This window comes from Novipirellula herctigrandis, assembly GCA_007859835.1.
In the GTDB taxonomy this organism is placed as follows: Bacteria; Planctomycetota; Planctomycetia; order Pirellulales; family Pirellulaceae; genus Novipirellula_A; species Novipirellula_A herctigrandis.
The window spans coordinates 1,084,782-1,110,325 of record SJPJ01000001.1 but is presented as its reverse complement, the minus strand read 5'-3'; the positions used below and the strand labels follow the sequence as shown (position 1 = coordinate 1,110,325).

Annotated in this window: 20 protein-coding genes; 15 read left to right on the top strand and 5 right to left on the bottom strand. The window is 52.8% G+C overall.

The window, feature by feature from the left end:
* Positions 1–38: 38 nt before the first annotated feature.
* From CA13_RS03785 to CA13_RS03775, 4 genes are all read left to right on the top strand, one after another.
* The gene (locus tag CA13_RS03785) at positions 39–584 is read left to right on the top strand and encodes a response regulator (protein ID WP_146394663.1); all 546 of its coding nucleotides are present in this window, start codon (positions 39–41) and stop codon (positions 582–584) included.
* Positions 581–1,105 carry a hypothetical protein gene (locus CA13_RS03780; RefSeq protein WP_146394662.1) on the top strand — a complete coding sequence of 175 codons (525 nt, stop codon included), beginning with the start codon at positions 581–583 and terminating at the stop codon, positions 1,103–1,105. Before CA13_RS03785 ends, CA13_RS03780 begins: the two co-directional genes overlap by 4 nt.
* 344 nt (positions 1,106–1,449) lie before the next feature.
* On the top strand, positions 1,450–1,584 hold the full coding sequence (locus CA13_RS34605) for a hypothetical protein (RefSeq protein WP_419193904.1): 135 nt from the start codon (positions 1,450–1,452) through the stop codon (positions 1,582–1,584).
* A gap of 9 nt (positions 1,585–1,593) precedes the next feature.
* The gene (locus CA13_RS03775) at positions 1,594–1,926 is read left to right on the top strand and encodes a hypothetical protein (RefSeq protein ID WP_146394661.1); all 333 of its coding nucleotides are present in this window, start codon (positions 1,594–1,596) and stop codon (positions 1,924–1,926) included.
* Positions 1,927–1,996: 70 nt separating this feature from the next.
* On the opposite strand, the gene CA13_RS03770 is transcribed toward CA13_RS03775, so the two are convergent.
* Positions 1,997–4,225: a GH39 family glycosyl hydrolase gene (locus tag CA13_RS03770; protein ID WP_146394660.1), complete on the bottom strand. Its 2,229-nt coding sequence runs from the start codon at positions 4,223–4,225 to the stop codon at positions 1,997–1,999.
* Positions 4,226–4,852: 627 nt separating this feature from the next.
* A complete protein-coding gene (locus CA13_RS03765) occupies positions 4,853–5,098 on the bottom strand; it encodes a hypothetical protein (RefSeq protein ID WP_146394659.1) in 246 nt (81 codons plus the stop codon).
* 43 nt (positions 5,099–5,141) lie between these two features.
* Here CA13_RS03765 and CA13_RS03760 point away from each other — a divergent pair, with 43 nt between their 5' ends.
* Together CA13_RS03760 and CA13_RS03755 are read left to right on the top strand one after the other, a co-directional pair.
* Positions 5,142–5,645 carry a hypothetical protein gene (locus CA13_RS03760; RefSeq protein ID WP_419193903.1) on the top strand — a complete coding sequence of 168 codons (504 nt, stop codon included), beginning with the start codon at positions 5,142–5,144 and terminating at the stop codon, positions 5,643–5,645.
* 77 nt (positions 5,646–5,722) lie between these two features.
* The gene (locus CA13_RS03755) at positions 5,723–7,243 is read left to right on the top strand and encodes a sialate O-acetylesterase (RefSeq protein WP_146394657.1); all 1,521 of its coding nucleotides are present in this window, start codon (positions 5,723–5,725) and stop codon (positions 7,241–7,243) included.
* Positions 7,244–7,307: 64 nt separating this feature from the next.
* Here the strand turns inward: CA13_RS03755 and CA13_RS03750 are convergent, their stop codons facing one another.
* A complete protein-coding gene (locus CA13_RS03750; protein ID WP_419193902.1) occupies positions 7,308–9,038 on the bottom strand; it encodes an alpha-L-fucosidase in 1,731 nt (576 codons plus the stop codon).
* A 281-nt stretch (positions 9,039–9,319) separates the two neighbouring features.
* On the opposite strand from CA13_RS03750, the gene CA13_RS03745 reads away from it, so the two are divergent.
* Together CA13_RS03745 and CA13_RS03740 are read left to right on the top strand one after the other, a co-directional pair.
* A complete protein-coding gene (locus CA13_RS03745) occupies positions 9,320–10,705 on the top strand; it encodes an outer membrane protein assembly factor BamB family protein (RefSeq protein WP_146394655.1) in 1,386 nt (461 codons plus the stop codon).
* Between the two features lie 323 nt (positions 10,706–11,028).
* Positions 11,029–16,248, top strand: a complete 5,220-nt coding sequence (locus tag CA13_RS03740) for a glycoside hydrolase family 2 protein (RefSeq protein ID WP_146394654.1) — start codon at positions 11,029–11,031, stop codon at positions 16,246–16,248.
* 135 nt (positions 16,249–16,383) lie between these two features.
* On the opposite strand, the gene CA13_RS03735 is transcribed toward CA13_RS03740, so the two are convergent.
* Both CA13_RS03735 and CA13_RS03730 read right to left on the bottom strand, forming a co-directional pair.
* Positions 16,384–17,463, bottom strand: coding sequence for a glycoside hydrolase family 62 protein (locus tag CA13_RS03735; protein ID WP_419193901.1), 1,080 nt, complete (start codon positions 17,461–17,463; stop codon positions 16,384–16,386).
* Positions 17,464–17,580: 117 nt separating this feature from the next.
* Positions 17,581–19,041: an FMN-binding protein gene (locus CA13_RS03730; protein ID WP_146394652.1), complete on the bottom strand. Its 1,461-nt coding sequence runs from the start codon at positions 19,039–19,041 to the stop codon at positions 17,581–17,583.
* A 271-nt stretch (positions 19,042–19,312) separates the two neighbouring features.
* Between CA13_RS03730 and CA13_RS03725 the strand changes: the two genes are divergently transcribed.
* From CA13_RS03725 to CA13_RS03700, 7 genes are all read left to right on the top strand, one after another.
* Positions 19,313–19,504 (top strand): hypothetical protein, encoded by a 192-nt coding sequence (locus tag CA13_RS03725; RefSeq protein WP_146394651.1) that lies wholly within the window; start codon positions 19,313–19,315, stop codon positions 19,502–19,504.
* A 1,416-nt stretch (positions 19,505–20,920) separates the two neighbouring features.
* A complete protein-coding gene (locus tag CA13_RS03720; protein ID WP_146394650.1) occupies positions 20,921–21,736 on the top strand; it encodes a hypothetical protein in 816 nt (271 codons plus the stop codon).
* Between the two features lie 77 nt (positions 21,737–21,813).
* Entirely contained in the window at positions 21,814–21,999 is a 186-nt protein-coding gene (locus CA13_RS34600; RefSeq protein ID WP_419193900.1) for a hypothetical protein, read from the top strand.
* Positions 21,992–22,243: an excisionase family DNA-binding protein gene (locus CA13_RS03715; protein ID WP_419193899.1), complete on the top strand. Its 252-nt coding sequence runs from the start codon at positions 21,992–21,994 to the stop codon at positions 22,241–22,243. The genes CA13_RS34600 and CA13_RS03715 overlap by 8 nt, the downstream gene beginning before the upstream one ends.
* Positions 22,244–22,465: 222 nt before the next feature.
* Positions 22,466–23,161 (top strand): hypothetical protein, encoded by a 696-nt coding sequence (locus CA13_RS03710; protein WP_419193898.1) that lies wholly within the window; start codon positions 22,466–22,468, stop codon positions 23,159–23,161.
* Positions 23,161–24,900 (top strand): DNA polymerase, encoded by a 1,740-nt coding sequence (locus tag CA13_RS03705; protein ID WP_146394648.1) that lies wholly within the window; start codon positions 23,161–23,163, stop codon positions 24,898–24,900. The genes CA13_RS03710 and CA13_RS03705 overlap by 1 nt, the downstream gene beginning before the upstream one ends.
* A 141-nt stretch (positions 24,901–25,041) precedes the next feature.
* The gene (locus tag CA13_RS03700; RefSeq protein ID WP_146394647.1) at positions 25,042–25,464 is read left to right on the top strand and encodes a helix-turn-helix domain-containing protein; all 423 of its coding nucleotides are present in this window, start codon (positions 25,042–25,044) and stop codon (positions 25,462–25,464) included.
* Positions 25,465–25,544 lie beyond the last annotated feature (80 nt).

Here is a 25,544-nt window from a genome sequence, read left to right as displayed (position 1 = left end):
CCAATGACTTTGTCCATAGCCACACTCGGAGTTAATCGATGCCAGCGACAACCAAACACGCAATCTTAATCGTTGATGATGAGCCTGACGTGTTGTTCTCGCTGGCTGCGTTGCTGCGTCGCGATTTCCAGGTGTACACTGCGGCCAGTGGCTCAGAGGCGTTGGAGGTCATGGCCGAACATCCGGTCCACGTCATCATGACGGACCAACGGATGCCAGCGATGACGGGTGTCGAGTTGATGCAACGTGTGTGCGCGGAATACCCTCAAGCGGTTCGGATTGTTTTTACCGGCTATGCCGACACGCGCGCAGTGGTCGATGCGATCAACAGCGGAGACCTCTATCGCTATATCACCAAACCGTGGGATCCTGATGATCTCGTTGATTTGCTGCGTGATGCGGCATCGCAACACGATGCAATGGCGGCAAAGGTGGAACTGCTCAATGAATTGGGTAGCTACTTTGAGGATGCCTTGCGTGTGACCAATGACGCTGCGGCAAGGGATTCAGAGTTTCTGCAAGAATTCCAAGCTCGTACGCTAAAACTTCGCCGCCAATTGGAACTCATCGGAGAGGCCCAATGAGCGATCGCGAGCCCGCGTGGCTAGTCGTTTTGATTGACACCGAATTGCTGCGTTGGTCCGCCGTCGGCATTGACAGTCGTGGTCAGGCGTTTCCATTGATTCAAAGCGAAGCGGGAAATCTTGATGAATACAAAGAATTGGCAGCGGATGACCAAGTCTCGTTTCTAAGGCATCGCTTGTCAGGTGTGCTGCAGCGAGGGTTTGATCGATTCTATGCAAGAGGGAAAAAGGCCAGTCACATCTTGCTGATTTCGGATGGCCCCTTTCCCAATAGTGCCGAAGGCGTCACCAAACAGTTGGCGGAGCATTTTGTCGAGTGGATGATAAATCCGCCGGTTGCTTTCCTGATGACACCGTCCGCATTCAATGTCGGGCATGAGGCTAAATTTGACGTCATTGCGGGTGATTTTCTCCGATCGAATTTGGTGACGCTATCGAGGGCAATCGATGGAATCGTTTCCCAATTAGGGCAACCTGAATGCTGGGAATTGATACCCAATGCAAAGAAACATCCGGGCTGAAACGTACATCCATTTTCGGGTGACGCGTTCTGAGCGGGTGGCTTCGGGGCGACCGGCGGTAATGGCATTTGCAAGCGACCGAGTGGGCTCCGGTGTAACCGTTGTCATCGCGACTGATAAGCGGAATCAGATTGGTTCTGCTACTCATTGTTGGGTGCGAGATGCGATGGCTGTACACAAAAAGTGTCCGTTTTAACCCCGCGTTGTTTTTCGTGTGGTGTAGGCAACTAGGTCGTAGGCACGATAGGGCACGATCATGCTCGCAGTCTTCAGTACGCTGATTGTGTTAGCCGTATCCCTGACTGTGCTTCGTATCGCGACTGTGTCGGTGATGATGACAGGGCGTGTCGAAAGACCTTGCTCAGTTTCAAACGCTTTCGGCGTTCACCGGTGCAGGCTTCACCACGAATGAATCCGAGGACATCGTCAATCATCCGTTACGGCGACGGATCATGATGTACTTGATGCTTCTTGAGTAGATTGGTGTTGTGGTAACGATCCCCTCGGCGGTGCTGGCTTTTCAAAACACGGGCGGAAGTGGGGATTGGACGGGGCAATTGACGGAATGGATTGGCGTCTTGATCGCTGGTTTGCTCCTGCTCCTGCTCCTGTTATTTGCGAGCAGCCGATCGATTGAACGAATCATGTGGGCTATAAACAAGTGGGGCCTGCGGCGATTTGCAAATAGGGAAGTCCACGACTACACACGTCTGCTGCGAGTTGGTCGAAACGACGTGATCCATGTGTTGGCGGTAACCAATCAATTGGATTGCACCGAAGAAGAAAGGCAAGCAGAGTTCAGATCGCCTAGAGGTGATTGAGTTGAGGTTGAGACCAATCATCATGCGGCAACGCGTTGCTTGATCTTTGGTGATCCATTGTGGAGATGGGTTAGTGCCTACGAGCAATCTTTAAAAAGCGTACGCTATGCCCTGGCATCGAGATGTTCATCGTTGCCATCCCATCAACAATCGTTAGCGATTGTTCATCCTGTAAGCGACTGGGCTGAGCAAGTTGATTGTAGAGTTTTCGGTTTTCTGCTAACAGTTTAAACACTGCTGGACCAAAACGTCTCGACGGCTGGCCTCCGAAAATGGGCGATTTGGGTAGAGGTTCGAGTCCCGCACGTTGGCAATCTTCGTACAATTTGTGCATGAACACGCCGTGTTCCTTATCAATAGCCCACTCGGAAATGGTCCATTGGTCGTCGTTGTCCAATTGTTGTGACTTCAATGTCAGATCGATCTGTTCGGGGATATTTGCATCTCGCTGAGGGCGATGGTTATAGAGCAAGATGAAAAACGTGTCGTTCTTCAAACAAGCCAATGCACCGGCTTGAGCGGCCGATTCGCCTTCCACCGCGACCGGCAATCGCTGGCCATTGTGCATCTGCTGTAGCATCCCAATCACATTGGCTCTCGGACGCAGGATCCCAGAGGTTGTTTGTGACCATTCGTGAACTTGCTCGACATTTAAATCGTAAATGCGATCCGCTATCGCCGCATACCAACTGGCACTCCACTCGGTTCCTTCACCGCCGTACAAGCGGTTTCCGTATTCATCGGCTAATACGCCAAATTCAGCAATCGATATCGGAGTTCCCTGCAACGACGGATAGCGATCCAATCGGTCTTTCATCCGTTGTATGGCAATGTTGATCGAGTCTATGGATCCTCCGACGCGACCATACCACGAACATTGCAAAAAGGAAATTCGCGTACAGGGTTCCGTTGCCGTACTTGTCATTCCTGTCCAAGTATTCGTTCCCGCGCCGCAGTGATCGACAATGTCCAAGCCCCATTTCGTCTGACCGTGTAAGTTTACTTTGTTAGAATCCGAGGGATTCAATACGTTTCCAGGACCGATCTGAGCATTAGGAATCACTGAACAAACCGCATCGACGGTACAGTCATAGTGACGCAAGTATTCCTGTTTGGTTCCTTGCCAATGCCCAGGATACAAATCAGGTTCGGTACCAACTCGAAATCGCCACTTTGCAACGGTTTCTATTCCAAACGAATTGGTCATTGCAGTGACGGCTTGTTGAACGTATTGATGCCAAACGTCCAAATCGGTGGCCGGTCGCGTATTGCCGTATTTCGCGTTCTCACCCGATTCGCTCATTGCGAAAGGGATATTGTCGAGCACGATTCGCGGCGTGTACCCGGCGTCGAGAATGCCTTTCAAATAGACTGTCATATCAGTGAAATTCGAGCTGACGATCTTCTGCCTTGTATGCTGCTCAGTGACGCCTTGGAACCATTTGTTTCGGCCGTCAACACGACCACCCAGCAGTCGCACGCAATTGACTTCCTTCATGAACGGCTTTTCCTGCTTGACCCTTTGGGCATAATGAGGATCGGCAAACATGTGCTGGCTTGTGAAATTATTGATCGACCAAAAGTTGTAACACTCGCCCACGGCGCGGTCTCCGTCGACGACGACGGTTCGGCGACCGGGCAGCAACTCCGCCGGTGTGGAATACAGGCTCGAAAGCGTCGCAGAATGAAGGGTGCCCAACCAAATTTGTTGACTTCGGCGAGCACCTAAATATCCAACGTTCGGCCAATCTTCAATCAACTTGCCCGTTTCTTGGCCGACCAACTTGCCGTCAAGTTCCAGGTAAAACCGAATCGTATCGTCCTTTGTATGCCAACCAAAAATGGCTTCATGATTGGTGAGGGCAATCCATGACTCGGATTCGCGATACTGAATCGATGCATGATGATCCCGGTCGGATTTGTAGACTGCCGTCAAACGACCTTTCTCTGCAAACAATGTCACGTGAGTATGTGAACGGTCTCCCACATGAAAGAGCGTTTGGCGAGCTTCTGATGGCCAATTTGACGAGAGTCGAAAACTTATACGGATCGTTCCTGATTCTGCGGAAAGTGAATCGGCAAGCGAAACCGATATGCCCTTATGGCTCAATCGGATTTCTGCATGACCGTCGGCGGATTGAACCCGCTGGGCATCGCCGATTTGAACTCCCTCAGGTGATTGCGCAATCGAAGTGGCGTCGATCGTGACATCCGCATTCGCAGAGCTAAACGACGATCCGCAGATGAGAGCGACGAAAGACAACAGACAAGCTTTGTCGAAGAATCGGGTTTTAATCATGTGAGAGTTCTTGTTCGCGATAGTGGGTGAGAACTGGACCGGAAATCAAGTGCCTCGTCTATTCAATCCGGTCTATTCAATCCGGTCTATTCAATCCGGTGTATACAATCCGTTGCATTCGGCAGCTCTCGTTCAGTAAACGAGTTCCGGATGGTAGAAATTTTGATTGCCCGGTTTTCTCGGAAAACCGCTGGTGAGAAATTTGGTACCGATAACAATGTCCATCTCGTTGCGTATTTACATCCGTGACTGTCATTTCGTTTAGTAGACTACAATGTTCATGGCATTGCCATTAAAGAAAGAGGAAGGAAGGAGGGAAACGTCAATCGAACGGCGCCAAATCAAGTCAAACGGTCATCTTGACTTTTAATCCCGCAACGTCATGCGATGTGCTATTCTACACGGCGTTGCTTCCGACTCCTCTCGACCCCCTATCGATAAGGCTAGTGCAATGAAACGTTACGAAGTTCTATCACGTAATGCACCGATCATTCGAACCATGGTCATTGGCTTGGTCTTTTGCGTACTAGTTCCATGGACGAGTGCAGGCGACGAAAATGAGCAGCCGAACAGAGCCGCAACCGATGCGGATCGTTACCACCAAAAGAGTGATGACGACAGCGATACTCAGTCGTCATCGGCCAGTGTATCATCGGCCAGTGAATCATCGGCCAGTGTATCGAGTTCGTCGTTCTCGGAAGGCCTGTCCAATGGAAGAACCCGTAGCAAGAGCGCTGTCACAGGGCGTACGTCCGGGAATGCCTCGGGTGTTGGCTCGGCCAATAGCAACGCTAGATCGGAGAGGTTGCGAGATGGCGGGCAGGCTCGGTCAAGTGATGCATCAAGTTCAGCGAGTGCAAGATTTGGCGGCACCAACAGGTTCTCAAGGCGAAATAGCCACTCGAAGAATCAGCCCATGGCATCCAACGCTTCCTCGTCAACGTCAACAGTCATTAAGAACGGTATCCGAATTACGCGATCGGTTCACGCAGATGAGGACCAGAAGGTGTCGAAGCTCAATGTGGTTGACAAAACACAAGAGATCGCGGTTCGCGAAATCAGTGATGGGGCGATTGAAATCCGAGTACGTAGTCTCAAAAAGAACGCCGATGGAAGTATCACCGAAAAGGTTTATTCTGCGGTATCGCGTGACGAGTTGAAAGAGCAAGCTCCTGAATTGGTTCGCAACATCGAACGCTACGAAAAGATGGCTGGATTTGCGTCTGCGACTGTTGGTCCTAACGGTGGCAACGCGACGAGCCGCGCCGGGAACAATAGGTTTTCAGTGCCGATTCCCAATGAACATCTTGATGCGAAGGAAATGATGCAGAGTCAATTGCGCAAGATGTTGGAGCAACACGCTGACCATCCTGAAATGCAGCGCATGATACGAAGGATGATGCTAGACGTCGGTAAGTAGCGAAGACTCGTTTGGAATTGGATCAGGTCAACGTGTGTGCTGACGATATGGCACACACGGCTAGAAATGTATAGGAAATGGCAATGAAGAACGCGATGTTTTCGATCGGCCTTGTACTAATCGTGCCTCTATTTGCAATCGGTGCAGAGGAGGCCAAGCTTGCACAGGTTTTCTCGGATCACATGGTCTTGCAGCGAGAGAAACCGATTCCTGTATGGGGATGGGGTGGCAAAGGGGATCACGTCAACGTTGAGTTTGCCGAACAAAAAAAGGGTACCACTGTTGATACCCATGGCAAGTGGATGGTAGAGCTCGATCCGCTGCCTGCCAATGCAGAGCCGAGCGAGTTGGTCGTGACGTTTCCCGACGGGGCGGCAGTGACGATTCATGACGTGCTTGTTGGTGAAGTTTGGCTTGGGTCTGGGCAATCCAATATGCAAATGACGGTCAGCGCCGCAAAGGATTTTGAGACCGAACAAGCGGCTGCGGCGTTGCCACTGATTCGTATGTTCAAAGAAGTGTCAAAAGCCGAGAAAGAGCCGAATTTAGACGCCAGCGGTGAATGGTTGGTCTGTTCACCGAAGACAGTCGGAAGCTTTTCAGCGACGCTGTTCTTTTTTGGTCGTGAACTTCATCGTGAATTGAATGTTCCTGTTGGGCTAATTAATTCTTCCGTTGGTGGTACGCCGATTGAGTCGTGGATTGCCGCAGAATCGCAACGACAACATCCCCAATTGCGATCCACACTCGAACCGACTCGCGCCGTTGCTCCGACGGAGGAGCAACTGAAGGCGAATTACGCAAAGGCACTACAGAATTGGGAGAAGAGATTGGCCAAAGCAAAGGCAGAGGGCAAAAAGGCTCCGAAAAAACCGAAGGATCCTCTGGTAACCTTGGCGCGTAAAGGGAAAGCAGGACAGTTGTTCAATGGAAAAATCTCGCCGTTGGTTCCCTATGCCGTCCGAGGTGCCCTTTGGTACCAAGGCGAAGCCAATTCGCATCCAGGTAAGGGATTCGCATATCAATACCAATTGCCGCTGCTCGTTTCTGATTGGCGTGCACGTTGGGGCGACGAGTTTCCGTTCGCTTGGGTACAGCTTCCAAATTACAATCGCCCCGGAGAAGATTGGTCGCTGGTACAAGAGGCGATGCTAAGAACGCTCCGGCTTCCGAAGACAGGTATGGCGATCACTGTCGATATCGGTGAACCAACGAACATTCATCCCAAGAACAAACAAGAAGTCGGACGCCGACTATCGTTGTGGGCGTTGGGGGATGTCTACGGTAACGAGGTCGAAGCAACCAGTGGGCCACTGCCGACGGGCCATCAAATTCGTGGATCGAACGTCATCCTCTCTTTCTCGCATACTAACGGTGGTTTGAAAGCGAAGGGGGGCGACTTGAAAGGCTTCGAGATTGTCGGTGAAGACAACAAGTGGGTTGCCGCTGACGCCCGAATTGAAGGCAGCAAAGTCTCCGTTTCGAGCCCGTCCGTGGCCAAGCCCATCGCAGTGCGATATGCGTGGGCGCCTAATCCGGACTGTAACCTTTACAATGGTGCCGGATTGCCTGCGTCGCCGTTTCGCACTAAGGAATAGGGTGCATTGCCGGGTGGTGATCTGCTCGGTCGTGTTTTTTGGTCAAACCGAAAGTGATTTCGGTTTACGGTTCCACGACGAGGATCGAATACAGGTCTAAATGTGGCATCGTGACTATTGCGCGACCGTTTTGCCACTCGATTTCCAGCGACTTGCCTTCCGGTTGCATCACAATGGATTTCGGAGGTTGATCCAAACGGATTGACACGGTTAGTGGGCCAACGGGTTTGATCTCTTTGATTCCTTCGTCCGGCGCGTTCGCGTGCGGACCGGACGAGTTGACGAGATGAACCGTAAGGTTTCCATTCAACATGCGTGGACTCACATCGACATCTTTTGAACCCACCACTTCCACAATCGGATTGGGGAGTCCATGTCTCAGTGCGTCTGGAAATGCGGCGTCGACCTGATCAACGACGACGATCGAGGAATCGGCGATTTGAGCCAGTTCCTTATCAAAAAGCTTTTTCGGGCCGGTCCCGATTAGTATTAGACGACCACCCGATTGCGCATAGGCAGCCAATTCGTCGCGAAAGTCGGCTTCAAGAAAAGTCCATCCCGGGATGACGACGACAGGCCACTCGGACAAGTGCCCGCGCAGGTGATGCTCGCTAAGTATTTGCACGCCATATTGGTTTTGCAGCATTTCCGTGAGAGCCATTCGCAGCACTTTGACGCCGTTGGTGCCGTTCCAATGGAATAGGCTTGGCGATGCTCGATAATGTCCAGCGGTCGAGTAAAGCAGTGCGATTTGCGGCACGGCAACGGAGCGGTGACAGTAGGCTTGACGGTCACGACAGAACTTTGCAACCTCGGCCATGACGTCCATCTCGGCTGGGGAGCGAATCGCGCCGTCCCGATCCTGTTTGAAGTAGGCTTGATACCCACCGCCGATGGCAAGTACTTGCGAGGCTTCTTGCATCAGTTGCACCGCAGGTTTTTGTTTGTTGTTTTTGCGACTGAATGACCATGACATCAAGTCCCAGGGGACGCCCTGATTTTCAAGACAACGACCGGCAAAGCGAGCGGAGTTGACACTGTTGTCCGGTGCGAAATCACCCGACAAACCAGCGACATTTGCAAACACAGGTTCGGGCATATGATCACTGAACGCCCAATTGCTGATCACTTGAAAGTCCGGGTGGGACGCCTTCAGTTCATCCACGTAATGACGCAAGTAATTGCGAAAGCCTTCGCGATGAAAATCCATCCACTCGTTCCAATAGGGATCACTCTGTTTATAGGGAGCGGATTTTGCACCCGTTTGGGCGCAGAATTTTTGCACGGTCGCCTCGCTGTAGTCCGGCGTCGTTCCCCAACAATCGCCATCCACCCAGGCACCGTCCACACCATATTCCCCCGCCAGTTCACGGAGTTGGGGAATCATCAGTCGATCGGCGTATGGCCCGAACACGGAGGTCGCTTTCGCGTTGGGTTTTCCGTTGCCATCCACCGCAGCCCAATCGGGGTGGTCGGCGACGGCCTTATAGTCCCATACCCCCGAGTAGTGCATGAAGAGTGGAATTCCCCGCTTCCGTGTAACCTCACGCCAGATCCGCAATGGATCGCCAATGAATCCGGGCGCAGGATTTCCCACCTTGGTTGGATAACTTGAATAGCCGCGATGCCCTTTGCAGTCGATTTGAATGTAGTCGGGGTTGACCTTGTCGATCACCATCTCAACCATCTGTGGCGTGGTTCGTTTGCCAATGCTGTTGCAATCGTCGCCCGCATGAAAATCAAAATGGATACCTAGAAAAGCATCCGCACGTTTCATGCGTGGCGAAGGGCCCACGTGAGTCTCTTTTGCGACGGCGGGCGAAGCCAACATCGAACAAGACAATAGCAAGCACCAGCGTGCGGAACGGGGACAGTTTTTTTGCATCAATAACAACAGATTCATTGCATGTCTCAGCGGGAGGTGGGATTGGCAACGCCCAAATGCCGATCGTAGTGCACGATGGCAGCTTCAAAACATTGCCGGAGGGGAGCATCGGAGTGTAGCAAATTTCGCTCGGCTTTACACGCTAAATGAAACCGTTATTGTGAATGGATTGAACTTGAGAATCTTGGAGCATGCTTTTGAATCCTATTCACTTGAGTCGAAATACGGACGGTGGCTACATCGTTGTAAGTCGCGAGTTGATCGCGATTTGTTTCTTGACGCTTGCAGCGATGTTGTGCGTGCCAGCAAAAAGCGAGGACTGGGAACAGGACTGGGAACATTGGCGCGGTCCGACGCGGAATGATATTTCGACGGAAACATCGGGCTGGGACGGCAACCGTTGGATCAAGGGCGAACTATGGCAAGCGTCCGTTGGCGAAGGAAGCTCGTCGCCTCTTGTCATTGAAAAGCAAGTCTATTTGACCGGTTGGTCGAATGGCCGCGACACGCTTTTTTGTTTGGACGCGGATAGCGGCAAGGAATTATGGCGTCAATCCTACAAGACGCCTCGCTATGGTCGCGTTGCTGTAGGCGACCAATCTCTCTATTCGGGGGCCTGTTCAACACCGGAATTTGATTCGGAAACCGGCTTGTTGTTTACACTCAGTGCCGACGGGGACCTCAACGCTTGGGATACTCGCAAGCAAGGGAAACGCGTTTGGTCCTTGAATCTGTACGAGCGTTACCAAGCGTCGCAACGTCCTGAGGTCGCCAAACGCAAAAAGACTCGCCGTGACTACGGTTATACAAGTTCGCCACTGGTCGTCGGCGATCAATTGATTGTTGAGGTCGGTGGAAAGAGCGGCAACCTCGTCGCATTCAATAAACGTGACGGGATCGAAGTGTGGCATAGCGAAAACCGCGACGAGGCGGGGCATACCGGCGGCCCGGTGCCGATCAAGGTCGAAGGAGTCCCCTGTTTGGCCGTGCTGACACTGCGAAATTTGGTCGTCACTCGAATCGATCGCGGCAACGAGGGCAAGACGGTCGCGGTCTATCCCTGGACGACTGACTTTGGAAACAACATTGTCACAGCCGCAGTCTTTGGTGATTCGGTCATTATTACTTCGGCTTACAACCATTCGGCGATGTGCCGACTTAGGATTTCACTTCGTGGTGCGACAAAGGTTTGGGAAACCGATGGAATCGCGTCGGGAGTCTGCACTCCGATCATCCACAAGGATCGAGTCTATTGGGCGTGGCGAGGTGTTCACTGCGTTGACTTCAATAGCGGCGTCGAATTGTGGACCGGTGGCCAAGTTGGCTCACAAGGTTCCTGTATTTTGACTAGCGATGAGCGTTTGATCGTCTACGCCAACCGAGGTCAACTATCGCTTGTTAACACTGCAAAGCAATCGCCTACAAAGTATTCGGAGCTCGCCAGCAAGACGGTGTTTGCATCGACCGATGCATGGCCACATGTTGTGCTGTCGGGTGGCCGGCTTTTTTGTCGTGATCGAGACGGAAGCGTCCGATGTTTTACCGTCTCATCAAATCCTCTAAACGCCAAGCAGTAAGCACCGCCATCCGCGATGGTGATCGAGTTTATTGTCACATTCAACACGGTCACACGCAAAACGAATGGTCCGCTTTGATCCTGTGCGTCGATTCGTAGTGACCGTCTAAGGAAATCGACAAGTCAAGAATTCGTCCGACACGACGTTTGCCATATTTAACCACGCATTGTCGAAAATTCGATATACTTGGGACTAAATCGGTTCGCAAAGCCTTGGCCACGAACCGTGGCTTGACCTGACGAACCGAGCAATCGCCCACCGTTGGTTTTCCGCCCCTCCCCTCCCGCCGACACTTCCTTCCCTCTTTTTGCCGAGATCATCCGATGAGGATCCCTACTTGCTTTGTGTTTGTCTGCTGGATGTCGCTGGCGACGTCGCTTTCCGCAGCCGATTACGTGTGGATCGAAGGGGAGCAACCGGCGACAACGCCTGCCTTGAAACAAGTCGAAGGCGTTGAGCAAGTTTCGCCCCGCAACGGATTCGAATTTAACGGTTGGGGACGAACATCGATCATTTCGAACGAAGTTTTGCTACATGTGACTGTCTCCAGCAGCAACGTTGAGAAATATGTGCCCGAAGAAGGAATGGTATTCGGATATGACTTTGTGCTTGATCGTACCGGTGAGCAGAACATTTGGGCGAGAATTGGCTACGAATGGGTTCGAAGTGATTTCCAGTGGCGAATCGACGATGGTTCTTGGCAGATGTGTTCGCGCCGGACCCCGACGACCAATGTTCAACCGCTGCAAACATGGAACGAATTGGCTTGGATTCAGCTAGGCAAGATTGACTTACAGGCTGGCAAACATCGCATCGAGACGCGGCATAGCGTTGCCAAGGAAACGGACTCGCGCGGCGAGCAGCGAACCGCTCGTATCCTTCACATGCTCGATGCCATTTGTATTACGCCCAACGTCTTTTTACCGAACGGCAAATGGAAACCGGATGATAAGTATCAAGAGGACAGTGACCGGCAGGCGGTGGAACAGGTGTACGACATTCGTGCCGACGAAACACCTGCCGACAACGCACCTGCCGAACGGTTCGAGACGGTTCTAAACGGTCTTTGGGCGATCGCCCCATGGGATGAGAACGACGTCACGGATCAGAGCCGCTTACAGGCGACCGAAGAATTACCCGATCTCGATAAGTTAGCCTGGTATGGTTATCGGGTTCCCAACGACCGCGACGTTGACCGGCCTGAGATGAGCTTCTCTCATCGCTACCTCGTCCGAACACGGTTGGATGTGCCTGCGCCGCTTGAGGGTCGTGGGTTCTTCCTTGATTTCCAAAACTTTAATCTTACGGCTAGCGTGTTCGTTAACGGTCGGTTCTGTGGTTTTTCGAAAGCGCACAGTACGGCTTGGCAATGTGACATCACGCCGGCCGTTAAACCGGGCGAGATCAACGATTTGGTTGTTGTCTTTAAGGACGCCTATTACGGATTGAGTACGAAGTACGCCGACAAAAACGAGTATGCGATTGGTCCGCGACGGTTTTGGAATCTGCCACGGAGCATGATCACCCATATGTCGGGGGGCCAGCACCTTGACATGCCGACCGCCTGGGATACCCGCACCGGGATGCTTGAACCTGTCACGCTAGTCGTGGCGGGGCCCGCCTACACCACCGACGTGTTCTGCAAACCTTCGGTCGATGAAAAGAAGCTGACGTTGGCCATCACGCTACTGAATCCTGATGACGACGACGTGACACTCCAGGTCGAAAACCAAGTCGTGCCATGGAACGGCGGCAAAGGTGGAGAGGTCGAGAAGACTTTTTCTGTGCAAACAGTGACGATCGAAGGCGGGGCGGCCAAGACGCTGCAGACGGAGGAGCCTTGGGCCAAGCCAACATTGTGGTGGCCTGATCGCCCACACTTGTACTGGGTCGTCACCACGCTGAAGAAAGATGGCAAGGTCGTGGACGTAAAACGCACTCGGTTCGGATTCCGCCAATGGAAATGGGACAGCCATATGTTCACGCTCAACGGTGTGAAATGGTCGATGTGGGCTGACACAAACTACACCGTCAGCCCACAAGAATTCATAAAGCTATGCCAGACCAGCAACATGAACCAAATGCGTTATTGGCGTCAAGGAATGTGGGGTGGAATGACTCGTCGACAAGTGCTCGACTACTTTGACGAAAAGGGAATGATCGTCCGTAGTAGTGGTGTTTTCGACGGCCAAGGAGCCAATTATGGCGGTGGTCTACGCGTGCCGGATACTTCGCAGCCCAAGGATGATCGCGGCCGCTATCCATTGAAGGCGAAGCCGGAATTATTCGACAACTGGAAACATCAGATGACCGCGTGGCTCCGCGAGGAAAGGAACCATCCGTGCATTTACATCTGGTCGGTCGAAAACGAAATCGCCTACATCAATTCCAACAACTTGGGCCAATGGCGAGAGGTGGAACCGGCACTTCGCGATGCTGTTGAGCACGTGATGGGGATCGATCCCACGCGTCCGGCAATGGTCGACGGTGGCAACGCATTGCGTGATGAGTCGCTGGCGGTTAACGGAGCCCATTATACGGAATTTATGGGTACCTCTTTTCGCGATTTTCCCGACGCTGCGTATACGCGAGATCCTTTTTACAACACGGTGCAACGCGATGCATGGCGGATGGTTCCCGACCGTCCAATCATGAAAGGCGAAGTCTACTTTGCCAACGGCTATTCGACCGAACGCTTCGCCACGATCGGAGGCGACCGCTGTTTCATCGGAGTAGGCGAGACAATGGAGGCTCGCGGTTTGTGGGCAAAAATGCTCTCGGAAGGCTATCGCTGGGCCGAGGTTGCTAGTTGGCACTTTTGGATGACCAGTAGCCAACGGCAATACTACAACAGTTGGAGCCCCGTGGCGGTTCTTTGTCGACAATGGAATTGGACTTTCGCAGAGTCAGAGAGTGTCGAACGAACATTGAAGGTTTTCAACAGCACTCGGCATTCGGATCCCATTGACGTTCGCTGGGAGGTCGTGCTCGATGGTCAACGGATCGCGGAAGATTCTCGAAAATTCCATGTGCCTGCGGGCGAGGCGGAAGAGTTTCAAATCAAATTTCAGCTGCCCGCTGTGGATACACGTACCGCTGGGCGGTTTCTGCTCACAGCAACTCGCAATGGAACGGAAGTCTTCCGAGATGAAAAGCCGCTTGTCGTCATTGCACCAGATCGAATGTTGAAACCGCAGCTATCCAAAGCGGAATTGGCCGTCTTCGATCCACAAGGAACCGTGAAGGCGTATCTGGCGAAACGAGGAATTCCTTTCACCGAGATGACCCAACCGGACGTAGCACCGCCAACGGCAAAAGTGATTGTATTGGGGCCTGATGCCGTATCGGCGGAATTGGCAGCCGACCCGTTCTGTTACCGCTACGCGATGCAGGGCCGCCGCGTGATCGTTCTTGACCAGACGCATCCACTGCGCTACCAAGCGATCCCGGCGGATGTTGTTCCAACGGACTACGTAGGACGCTTCGGTTTCTCGGAAGACCTGAGCCATCCCCTGTTCTTAGGACTTGAACAGTCCGACTTTTTCACTTGGGGCAATGACCACGTGCTGTATCGTAGCGCTTACCGCAAGGGATCCAAGGGTGGTCGAAGTTTGCTGCAATGCGATGACCAGCTCAGTTGTACTGCACTGGTCGAATCCTCCGTAGGCGATGGCCTGCTGCTGCTGAGCCAGTTGGCCATTGGCGAAAGACTGGAATCTCTTGGGGTTGCCCAAGCGATGTTCAACAACCTGTTGAATTACGCTACTGACTACGTCCCGGTCCGTAAGGAAACCTACGCAGTAATCGAAAAGGACGGTCCCGAAGCGAAACTGCTCGATTCATTGAATTTGAAGTACCAACTTGTCCGCTCGCCCTTGGATGCGCTGCAAGCGGATGCGATCGCCGTTGTCAAGGCAACACCATCGAACCTACGCATCCTAGCCGACGAGAATCCTCAGGTTCAAGAATTCTGTGGGCGTGGCGGTTGGTTGATGCTGTGGGGCCTGACTCCGGAAGGTTTAGCCGACTACAACCGCATTGTCGAACACGAACACGTCATTCGCCCGTTCCAAATGGAACGTGTGTTGTTGAACGTACCACGCGATTCGCTAACCGCTGGATTAACGCTCCGAGATGTCGTGATGGACACGGGCGAAAAGGTCTACGGTTGGATGGCGCTAAAGTGGCCCGATGAGCAAGCGTTTCGATACATCGTTGATCACACCGACATCGCGCCCTTTGCCAAGTTGCCGACCCCCGAAGCGTTGGGGAAAGAGTCCGGTCGGGCAGCCAAAGGCAGCGATCATTGGCCCGCGAACTTGACCAACGGATTCACAGCCGATGATACTTGGCGGTTCACCTATTCGATCATCCTAGACGCAGGCCACAAGACAAAATGGACCATGGATTTGCCTAAGGAAGAAAAGCTAGTCAGCCTGAAAATCAAGACCAACCAAATCTATCACAAGATCACCAAGATCAATTTGTATGTCGACGACGACCCGGATCCGATCGTGGCTGAGCTCCGCCCCGATGGGGAGATCCAGGAAGTTCCTCTTGTTGGGAAACGCGGCAAACGCATCACCTTTGAAATTGCGGATTGGGAAGAAACTGGTAACCAAAACGTCGTTGGTATCGACAACTTTTGGCTGTACGTACAGCGGGACGAAGCGTATCTCAAAAACACGCGATCGTTGTTAAATATCGGTGGGTTGATGCGTTACCACCGCGGGAAAGGCGGGATCGTTTTAAATCAGTTAAATATCCTCGACCAGGAAAAACTGCCGCTAAACAAGATCAAAAAAGCTACCATCACAAAGGTATTGCTGGCCAACCTGGGCGCCGTTTTCGCTGGCACCAAGACGATCGTGGCCGGCGCGGAATTGCAATATGAACCGGTTCTGATCCCCGATGCACGCTTCAATGCTTTCGTCAATCGGCAAGGCCGACCAAGATGGTTCTCAGGCCCTGGGGACGTAAGCAAAATGCCAGTTGGCGACCAGATGTACGCGAATGTCGATTATCATTTGTCCGATTTTTCGACGTCGCCTGTGCCAACCGTCATGATGCTAAAGGGCAGCGGCAGCGAAGTTCAAGAAACGGAAATTGAAGGCATTCGAGTGGACCGTACGGCGGATGCGGTGTTTTTTCTGCATGCATTCAATCCAAGCGGTTCGATTGAAGGGTGGCAGCGTCAGACCAGCGAAGCGATCCGGCGCAACCGATCGTTGCCCGAGGCGCCCGTCGTGTTCCAGTACGTGATCCATTACACCGACGGTGAACAGCGCATTGTACCGGTCTCATGGCAGACAGGAGTGGGGAACTGGGTCAGCAACACACCGATCGCCTTGCCGAACGCCGCAGTCGCCTGGACCGGACAACTCGACGATGACAACAAAGCGGTTGTCTACTCGATGCAGTGGAATAACCCACGTCCCGACGTGCCGATCGAGAGCATCGATATTGCATCGAGTCCCGACGGTCAAAAATGGGGGGCGCCCGCAGTGTTTGCAATCACGACCGCTAAGGCAACCGGGCGATGAGACCCGTTCGTCGGATTAGTTAGCCATGGAGGACCATACAATCGGCGCTGACAAGCGGTTTACATAGAGGGCTCAAGAAGCCGGGTCGACGATATGGATGTTGGTCTTCGCCGGCGTCTTTGAGTGCAAAAACGGCTATTTCAGTTTCAGCATGCCGAGTCGCCATGGAATTTGGCCGTAGTTCCCACGTTGATACTCTTCGTCGTTGGCGCCTTGGAACAGCAACGTAAGATCATCGGGATCGACCTCAAGCTTTTGGTTGTATCCGGTGCGAATTAATTCACCGTGGCTGTATGACGTTGCCCACGACGTGCGCTGGTTGACGACGTTCTTGGTCGAAACCAGTGGTTTTTCCTGACTCGCTGCTAACGGACTCCATGTGCCGTCAAGCCTATTGGCGACAAAGCCTTTGAAGTAACGTCGCTTGCCTGCTTGAGCTTCGACGACCGTCAGGAATTTATCGTGACCGCGCAACGCATATGTATGGCTCGCCTCGAAAATATCTGCTCGCAACACTATTTGCGGGTCCGTCCATCCTTTATTGGGAAACTGATTGATCGACGTTTCTGCACGCCACATTTGTCCATTGAGCGTAGTGAAGAACAGGTGTGCCTTTGAGTGATCACAGATAACCCAAAAATCAAGTCCCGCTTTCGTACCTTCCTTCACGACATAAAGTGGTTCGGGTAACGTCCATTTGTGCGGATCCGAAATATCGTCGTTCGTCGAAAAACAGGGGCCGTACTTTAAATCTCGTGTCGCATCTTCGGCTTGATAAACGAGATACCACTTCTTATCAGGCTCGAAATAGAAAATTTGCGGAGCCCCGTGATATCCCATCGTCAAACTTAGAACGGTCCAATCGGCATCTTTGGCGTCCGACCACTGCTCAAATGACAGATAGCCAATTCGGATTCGTCCGTCTCCTTGCTTTGCTTTACGCAATGTGCAGAACAGGTGCCATCGCCCATCGAAACGAACAATGCTTGGGTCTTTGATTGCCAACCATGGATGTTCAGTGGATTGGGGAAGTCGATCCTGGTCTATCGCCAAAAGTGGCGGGCTGACCTGCCAGCGAAACATTCCGCTCTGCCATATCCCAGTAGCAACCGGTTCGTGGTTCGTGGTTTGCCCGAAACCTGTGGTTTGCCCGAAAGCGGTGATCCCGCAAGCACTGATCCCGCAAGCGGTGCCGAAGAACAGGGCAATAACCATCGGCGCCGTTGAATGGATTCTGCGGCAAATTGAACGGATTCTGCGGCAAATTGAACGGATTCTGCGGCAAATTGAACGGATTCCGCAGCAAATCGGAATGACCTGCATTGTCCACATCTATTTCACTCCCTTGGCCATCGCGCGGGCCGTTGCATGAATGATCGCTTGTGAAGTGACGGTGGCCCCCGACGTGCCGTCGACACTTCGGAAACTTTGGTTGGCGATGATTTGATTGGGAGTGTCCGTAAGAGCGGCAAAGAACTGCTTCTCGGTGTGCTTGGTCACTCGGACGCTTTGGATTTGCGAGTCGGAGATTTTTACTTCTACTTCTAGTTGCCCGTTGTATCCGACGCTGCTGGCAGTGTACGTTCCATCTCCAACACGACTGACGTCGGCTCGATCAAACAACTCAATCGCCTCGATTGCACCATTCGCTCTCGCTTGGAATCGTTTTAGGTACTCTGCGTTTCGAGCGGTATTCCGATCAATCACTTTCTGGTAATACTCAATCGCTTCGTCATATCGCCCCGCGCCCCGCAACGCGTCGCCTGCATTCAAAAACGCCTCGTTAAAGAAATTTGTTTTCGCGTAGGTGTCGGTAACACGTAATGCCATGTCGATTTCGCCCATGTCACCGAGCAGCTTGATGGTGTTAAAGTGCAACCGCTTACCCTGCAATTTTTCCAGCGCCATTGGGTCGTTGCCTAGCCGCCAATAGCACTCTGCCAGAAAAACGCCGGTCTCTTTGTCAATCGGCGAATTGGATTTCTGCAGCCAATATGCTGCCCTTGGGTAGTCTTGTAGGAGAGTGAAATACATGTCGCCAAGCTTTTCCATGTCGCGAGTGAGTCGCAGCGGATCTTGCTGATGACGCTTCATGCATTGATGGACCAGCTTGATACCAGACTTCCATCGCGAGACGTTAGGGTTAATGCGTCCCCAAATATATTGTCCGACATTCTTAGACTCATTCCATGGGCCGGGCGACCGGAGAGGCCAGTCAAGGTCGAGCGAAGCTGGATGATTCATCGCAGTGGAGGCGAGCCAATCGGGAGGAGTGTTGCCTGCCTTTTCAATGATTTGAAGCACCTCTGCCTTGGTTCGGTTTCCTTGCTTTTTCGTTGCTAATCCCGAGGCCTGCGTGTCCGAAGTGTTGGGTTCGGAAACGATCTTGGGAGTTAGCACGAAACGCTTGCCGTTGAGAGTCACTGCATGCACGTCGCTGTACGGAAAGGTGCGAGAAACCTGTTGACCCCCGAAATGCAACTTGAAGTTGAATTCCTTGGCATCCTTGCGAATCTCAAGCATTTCTCCCTGGACCGTCGTCCCATTTGTAAACTCCACTAAATCCTGAGCACAACTCGGTGCGGTTCCAAGGACTAGCAGCACTGTTACGGTGGAGGCGATGAAACACAGCGTGTCACGGACGCAACGCAGCGAGCTACCACTCGTTGTCGCGATGTCCCAGTTCAGCGGGTTGTTGGAATCGTGCCCAAAGAATGGCAATTTCCGCAATAACGGATGCAGGCGTTTTAGGACCAGAGTCCATCCTTGTCGGTGTGTGGATAACAGATTCATGGTGCCATTCTACTATCGGAGCTTCACGGGCACATATCGATAACGGCACATATCGATCAATTGGGAATTGATGGTTCCATTTTGACGTGTCCTGGACATCCCCTTTGTCTTTCACGGCCACTTCACGGCATGGGAGAGCTGAGTAGGCACAACCGTCCTACGACATTTCGACATAGGAGCAAGCGGAGCATGGATCACCAAAAGGGCGTAGATATCCCTCAAGCACACGCACAAAAAAAGCCCTAAACCGTTACGGCTAAGGGCTTTAGTGATGGGCAATACAGGAATCGAAACAAGCGGTGAAAACACTGTGAATTGCGGGGCGAAACCGCAAGGTGATGTTTCGGCGGTTGCATCGGCGGTTGCATTGCACCCCGTTTCACCCGAGTTGTTGGGCGTCATTCGTCAATGGGAAACGGAACATGGTAGCCGCGATGATGGGACCGCGGTACGCAATCGCTGAGGCGTTGTCTAAGCGTTTCCGCACGATCAATCGCATCGGTCGGAAACGGTGTTACACGGCAAGCTGGGGCCGTCTAATCAAGTTACGACTGGGGATAGCGTGGTAGGGTGTAGGTACTACTTTCTACCGAAAGGGTCCGGAGCTCCAAGTGGAAAAGTCACAAAATGTAGTATTGACGCACACGAACGGTGGGGGGGGGGCGTGAGAATGTGGGGGCGGGGTCGACACCATGACCGCATGCCCGCCTGGTTACGCTTCCGCAAAATTGACAGATCGGTATACCCTACCTTTGGCGGGTCCTCCCGGGCGGCTGTGGCGCTCGTTGCGGGTGGCTTTCCGAAGTCCTCCCACTGGCTCGAACCAGAAAAAACTAGACTACGACGACGACACGTCTAACCCCGAGGTGGTTGTTTTCTGGGGGCGGGTGCCTGCGTAGACCGTGCGACCGCGCCCGCAAGAATCCGCAAAATGAGCGATCGGATCGACATAGCAGGGGGGGCGGAAAAATCTGGTGACCGACACGCCACGACTGCCCTTTAGCCGATTCCGTCTACTAGTGCGGCAAAATGAAGCTGCAAGGATAGTGGTTGCACTGGAGTTATGCAGTGTAGACAATGAACGCCGCGGGCTAGTCACTCGCGAATCTAACCCCATCGGCTGACCCCGATGGTTTTGGGTAGGCGTTCTGCAAACGTCGTGCGATTCAACTGGCTACTGGCGTAACCTTTCGGCCGTGGCCGTTGAATCGGCCCGCTACGAACGAAAGGAACGGCAATGTCAGATTACTGGCAGAGTATCGAGGGTTTGACGCGACGAAATTTAGACTTCTTAGAGGATCCTGATGAAACGTTTCATTCACGTTTCAAACGTAAGTTTGTTTGTCAAACAAACGAAGGCTACGTCGAAATAGACCCAGTAGATTGTCGCGGCCTTTCATTCGCTGACTATTCCACTATGGACGCATCAGGATCTATAGAACACTTCGCAATTATGATTCGTGGTCGTATTGCTGCGATCGTGCAATCTGCGATTCCATCCCTGAACTCACGTCATCGCCCCGTTTTGCGTTGGCTAACGGAACCAGAGCTGAAGGAGTGGTGGAGTATTCACCAAACGGTGGTTCCCGAAGATTTGCATTCTCTTTGCTTTCCAATGCAGTGTGTCCGGTCAGAGCTACTTTGGCAGATAGAAAAGACCGAACAGCTTATCGACAAACGCGAGCAGGCATTGCACGGTTTGCGTGAAGGTTGCGGCGCGACGGACCGCCGAGAAGGGATTGAGGGATTTGTTTACCGACTGGGGCACGCTCGAAACACTATACGAGAAAAGTACCAAGATGATCTCGAACTGATTGACACAATCGAATCTGCCAATGCGCGGTTGATCTTCGCAGCGTCCAAAGCCGGGCTTTGTTCGTTGACGGCGACATCGGATGATGCCGCCCGTTGCGTCGTGCGATGGGGAATCGCAACTACCGGGCTTTATGACAAAGAGGTTGAGCAATGGCCGGTTGATGAAGCAATTGGCCGGCTTGGGGACGAAACGCTCGAGACAATCAACAATGTTGAACCAAGTATTATCGCTAAGGAAATAATTCATCAGTGCACGACAACAGCGCCAAACCAAGCCAAAATATTCGAGTTGCTCCGTAGCATAGCTAATATTTCAGGTACTCCCTTACAAATTGTTTCGATAGATACTGGGGCAACCGAACTTTTTAAGTCACGGATTGAATTGGCCAACGGCTATGAAAGAACAATTGAATATGACGTGAACGATATTGGGGAGCCTCCCAACTTTGAAGCAACCCCATATATTTTCGATCAGATCGATGTGGAGTTGCGAGAGGAAATTGTTCGCTGTTTTCGCTTCTGGCTAGGTGAGAACCCAGAGGCGAGTATTCCAGTCGCCGCGAAAGCGAGTATCCCACACGCCCCGAAGGCGGTCCGGAGTAAAAATTCCAAAGGCCCTCAGGAACTGCGCGACGAACGCGACGACGCTTTGCTTGATCGGTTTGGTGTGGACAGTAAAAAACACCCGAGCTATCCCGATTTGGCAAAATGGCTCGAAACCGTATCAGCTACAAATGATTGGACACCGATAGAAGCTAGTTCGATGCGTGATGCGTTGCGGCGGGCGTGGGGCAGGCGAAATTTCGGTTTACCTTGGCCGTTTGATGGTCGCGGCAAGGGCAAGAGAGCAAATAAGGAAACAAGGATAAAAGGAAAATAGAAATCCTGTTTTCGCTCTTTCAATGAGGGCGGCAAATTGTGGGTGTGTTGATTCATTCCCCGATTGGAGCCGACGAAATGAAACTTTCGGAAACCCTGCCACCACCCGAAATGGTGGCCCAGCAAATTGCCAACGCCCGCCGTGAGCGGGAACTGTTACGACGCCTTTACCGGCTGAGCCTTGACGCCCGAGCTGCCCGACGTGAAACGGAACAAAACGTTCACTCCCCCGTCGATGATCGGCAGGAGGGCGAACGTGGATAGTTTCACTCCCGTTGAACTTGAAACGCTTGCGGACGCGGTGGCGGAACGTGTCGCGGATCGACTGGCAAACCGCCGTCGGTTGCTCACTCGTCACGAGTTGTCCCAAGTGATCGGCGTATCGGTGCCGAAGCTGGACACGATGTTGCGGGACGGTGAATTGCCCGTCATCCGCGTTGGTCGCAAGGTGTTGTTTGATCCCCATGCGGTGATTGCACACTTGGCTATGAATTCGCGGGGTGCGTGATGCTATGCGAATTCTGCCACAGCAACGTGGCCGTCCACCACCAACACCGGACGTCCTACGGATTCGCTAGCGTTTGCGATCCGTGTTTTCGGGCAACCATTGGCTTGCCACCGTTACGCAAACAGGCTCGAAACCCAAGGGGTTGTAGCCACCAACTAGAAACCAAAACAAAAGCGGCCGGCATCGGATTCAGCGATACGCGGCCGCAAGAGGAAATTCACTATGAACAATGATAACAAACCTGAACGCCGTGTACGAAAGAAAGTCAATGCGAAAGCGCCTAACGAATTGCCTGGACTCGAAGCGCAAACCGACGAACCGTCGGGGGCAAAAATGTCCTCGATGGTTTCGGATGCTGCGACAACGGACCCATTCGACCCGGCCGCGTTGCGGCTGAATCCGAACACGGCCGCCGGCGCGATTGGCGTCAAGCGTAAACTTGTCACAGTGAAGTGTGGTAAGCCCGATAAGATGGAATTTTGCCGTGTGCATCCCGAGCCGGCGTATAGGATCGATACAGCCATTATCGAAGATAAGACGAACCGCGAAACCTATTTGGTTGCGCCCGCGTTGTGGTCATCGCTACCGGACTTCATTTCGCTGGTTCGCTTGTGTACGGCGGTGAATCGACACGGCACCACTTTTCTATGGCAGGCAAAGTTACCGGACCCAAACGGCCGGCCAATGGATTGGCATACGTCGATGTTGGAAGCGCAGGAACTTGCGGTGAAAAGTTGGGTCCGCGTTCAAGCCGATATGAACGCCGGCTCCTACGCGGTGTTTGAAGCCACAGGAAACTTGCCAGAGCCCGAGTGGCCGGAATTGTCTTTGCGTGAAATCTTGGAACTTGCGTTCAAGACACGGTTTATTGATTCGATGAATCATCCCTACTTGCAAGAGTTGTTTGGGGCAGCGTAATGGATTGGCTAAATCGATTTGATTCGGTTTGGCTTATCGACTTTGAATTCTCACAACCACCTGGCGAGCGGCCCATTGTCGCTTGCTTGGTGGCCCGTGAGTTTCATTCTCGCAAGCTACTCCGAATCGGGATGGACGAATTAACGACGATGAAGCGGCCGCCGTTTGATGTTAGCGAGCGCTCGCTATTCGTCGCTTACTTTTCATCCGCCGAATGGAATTGTTTTCTGTCGCTTGGTTGGCCCGTTCCGATTCGTGTACTCGATTTGTACTGCGAGTTTCGTAATTTGTTGAACGGCATTTCCTTACCCGCAGGCCGGGGCCTACTCGGTTGTTTGTCTCACTTTGGTTTCGATTCGATGTTGGCGAGTGAGAAACAGGAAATGCGGGACTTGGCTATCCGTGGCGGACCGTACACGGCCGCCGAAATGTCGGCGCTACTGGACTACTGCCAAAGTGATGTTGACGCAGTGGATAGGCTGTTGCCCGTGATGAATTTGGCAATCGACTACCCCCGAGCGATCTTGCGGGGCCGGTACATGCGGGCGGTTTCGTCGATGGAAACCGCAGGCGTCCCCATCGATATGGAAACGCTGGCTATGTTCCGTCGGCACTGGTTGACGATCAAGCGGCAATTGATTGCATCGGTAGACGAATCCTTTGGTGTGTTCGATGGTGAGACGTTCAGGCACGATCGATTCGCGGACTATCTAATCCGAAACCGTATCCCGTGGCCAAACACCGATAGCGGACGACTGGCGTTGGACGATGGTACGTTTCGGCAACAGGCGAAAGCATATCCGCAAGTTTCGCCCCTACGTGAACTTCGTCACTCGCTATCGGAAATGAAGTTGGAGAAGTTGGCCGTCGGATCGGACGGTCGCAACCGCGCGATGCTAAGTCCTTTCGCTAGTCGATCCGGCCGCAATCAACCGAGCAACAATAAATTCATATTTGGTCCGTCGGTATGGCTCCGAGGACTTATCAAGCCGGCCGTCGGACGTTCCATTGCCTATGTCGATTGGTCGCAACAGGAACTTGGCATAGCGGCCGCGTTGTCCAGCGATCCCGCACTAGGGCAAGCGTACGCTTCCGGTGATCCCTATTTGGAATTCGCGAAGATGGCCGGAGCCGTCCCACCGTCAGCAACGAAACAGAGTCATCCGGCCGAAAGATCGGCGTATAAGGTTTGCATGTTGGCCACCCAGTACGGTATGAGCGAATACGGTTTGGCGGCAAAGTTGAACAAGCCCGTGGCTTTCGCTCGAAACTTGTTGCGCAGGCATCGTGAGACGTTCCCCGTGTTTTGGCGTTGGTCCCAATCGCAAGTTGACGCGGCGATGTTGGGTGGGAAATTGCAAACCGTGTTCGGTTGGACGATCCATACCATCGGCGGTGACAATCCGCGTTCACTGGCCAATTTTCCGATGCAAGCGAACGGCGCTGAAATGTTGCGGCTGGCGTGTTCGATGGCGAGTGAAGCCGGCATCACCATTTGTTGTCCCGTTCACGATGCAATTTTGATCGAAGCCGACACGGGACAAATTGACGAAGCGGTGATCCAAGCCCAAACGATCATGCGAGAAGCCGGCCGGATTGTGCTGGACGGTTTCGATTTGGAATCAGACGCGAAGATTGTTAGTTATCCGGCGCGATACATGGACGACGACCGAGGGCAGGAGATGTGGGACAAGGTGTTCCGTTTAGCATCCGAAGCCGAAAGCAAACATGGGACATAGCGAGCCGTTGAAAGGTCGGCTGTGTCCCAAATTGGGTTCGCTGTGTCCCGTGAAAGGTTCGTTGTGTCCCACCCGTACCCTATCTACTTAGAGTCTTATTAAGTATCTCCTTAAGAATCTTATTATTAAGTAAGTAACCCTATGGACTTGGAAACCTACACGGCCGGCCCCGATGACGTGGCGGCATTGTTCACCGTTCAAGGTGAAAGACGGATCGACGCGAAAGGCAAGGCTAAGCCGGCATCGGTGCCACTCCCGAGACACGGACATGGTGAACGCTTCATCCGTGGTCCGATCCCGCTGGCTTGGTTCAAGTTGGTTCCCGGCTGTGGCCGACAAGCCGAAGCGGTGGCGGTGTTGCTGTGGTACGCGGCCGGCTACCAACGTCGAAACCCCCTAAAGTTGTCACCCACCGTCCTTGCGGAATTGTCCGTCCACCCCAAAACAGCAAGGCGAATATTGCGAAAGATGGCCGAACGTGGTTTGGTCCGCGTTGAATCGCGCCGTGGCCGGTCCCCAATGGTGACGATTGTTTCGCCCGAGCCGGCCGGAGCATCCGAATAGAAAGTTTGTTACACTCGAAAGCGCAACGGCTAGTCCCGTACAGACGAAAACCGGCTTCACCACCGGCCCGCCGTTGCTCT

Excerpts from the sequence above, each read along its gene's own strand:
- CA13_RS03785 (WP_146394663.1), top strand. The coding sequence starts at position 39 with ATGCCAGCGACAACCAAACACGCAATCTTAATCGTTGATGATGAGCCT.
- CA13_RS03770 (WP_146394660.1), bottom strand. The coding sequence starts at position 4,225 with ATGATTAAAACCCGATTCTTCGACAAAGCTTGTCTGTTGTCTTTCGTC.
- CA13_RS03700 (WP_146394647.1), top strand. The coding sequence starts at position 25,042 with ATGGACTTGGAAACCTACACGGCCGGCCCCGATGACGTGGCGGCATTG.
- CA13_RS34600 (WP_419193900.1), top strand. The coding sequence starts at position 21,814 with ATGAAACTTTCGGAAACCCTGCCACCACCCGAAATGGTGGCCCAGCAA.
- CA13_RS03730 (WP_146394652.1), bottom strand. The coding sequence starts at position 19,041 with ATGAATCTGTTATCCACACACCGACAAGGATGGACTCTGGTCCTAAAA.
- CA13_RS03745 (WP_146394655.1), top strand. The coding sequence starts at position 9,320 with ATGCTTTTGAATCCTATTCACTTGAGTCGAAATACGGACGGTGGCTAC.
- CA13_RS03780 (WP_146394662.1), top strand. The coding sequence starts at position 581 with ATGAGCGATCGCGAGCCCGCGTGGCTAGTCGTTTTGATTGACACCGAA.
- CA13_RS03735 (WP_419193901.1), bottom strand. The coding sequence starts at position 17,463 with ATGGTTATTGCCCTGTTCTTCGGCACCGCTTGCGGGATCAGTGCTTGC.
- CA13_RS03725 (WP_146394651.1), top strand. The coding sequence starts at position 19,313 with ATGGGCAATACAGGAATCGAAACAAGCGGTGAAAACACTGTGAATTGC.
- CA13_RS03740 (WP_146394654.1), top strand. The coding sequence starts at position 11,029 with ATGAGGATCCCTACTTGCTTTGTGTTTGTCTGCTGGATGTCGCTGGCG.
- CA13_RS03760 (WP_419193903.1), top strand. The coding sequence starts at position 5,142 with ATGGCATCCAACGCTTCCTCGTCAACGTCAACAGTCATTAAGAACGGT.
- CA13_RS03710 (WP_419193898.1), top strand. The coding sequence starts at position 22,466 with ATGAACAATGATAACAAACCTGAACGCCGTGTACGAAAGAAAGTCAAT.
- CA13_RS03755 (WP_146394657.1), top strand. The coding sequence starts at position 5,723 with ATGGCAATGAAGAACGCGATGTTTTCGATCGGCCTTGTACTAATCGTG.
- CA13_RS03705 (WP_146394648.1), top strand. The coding sequence starts at position 23,161 with ATGGATTGGCTAAATCGATTTGATTCGGTTTGGCTTATCGACTTTGAA.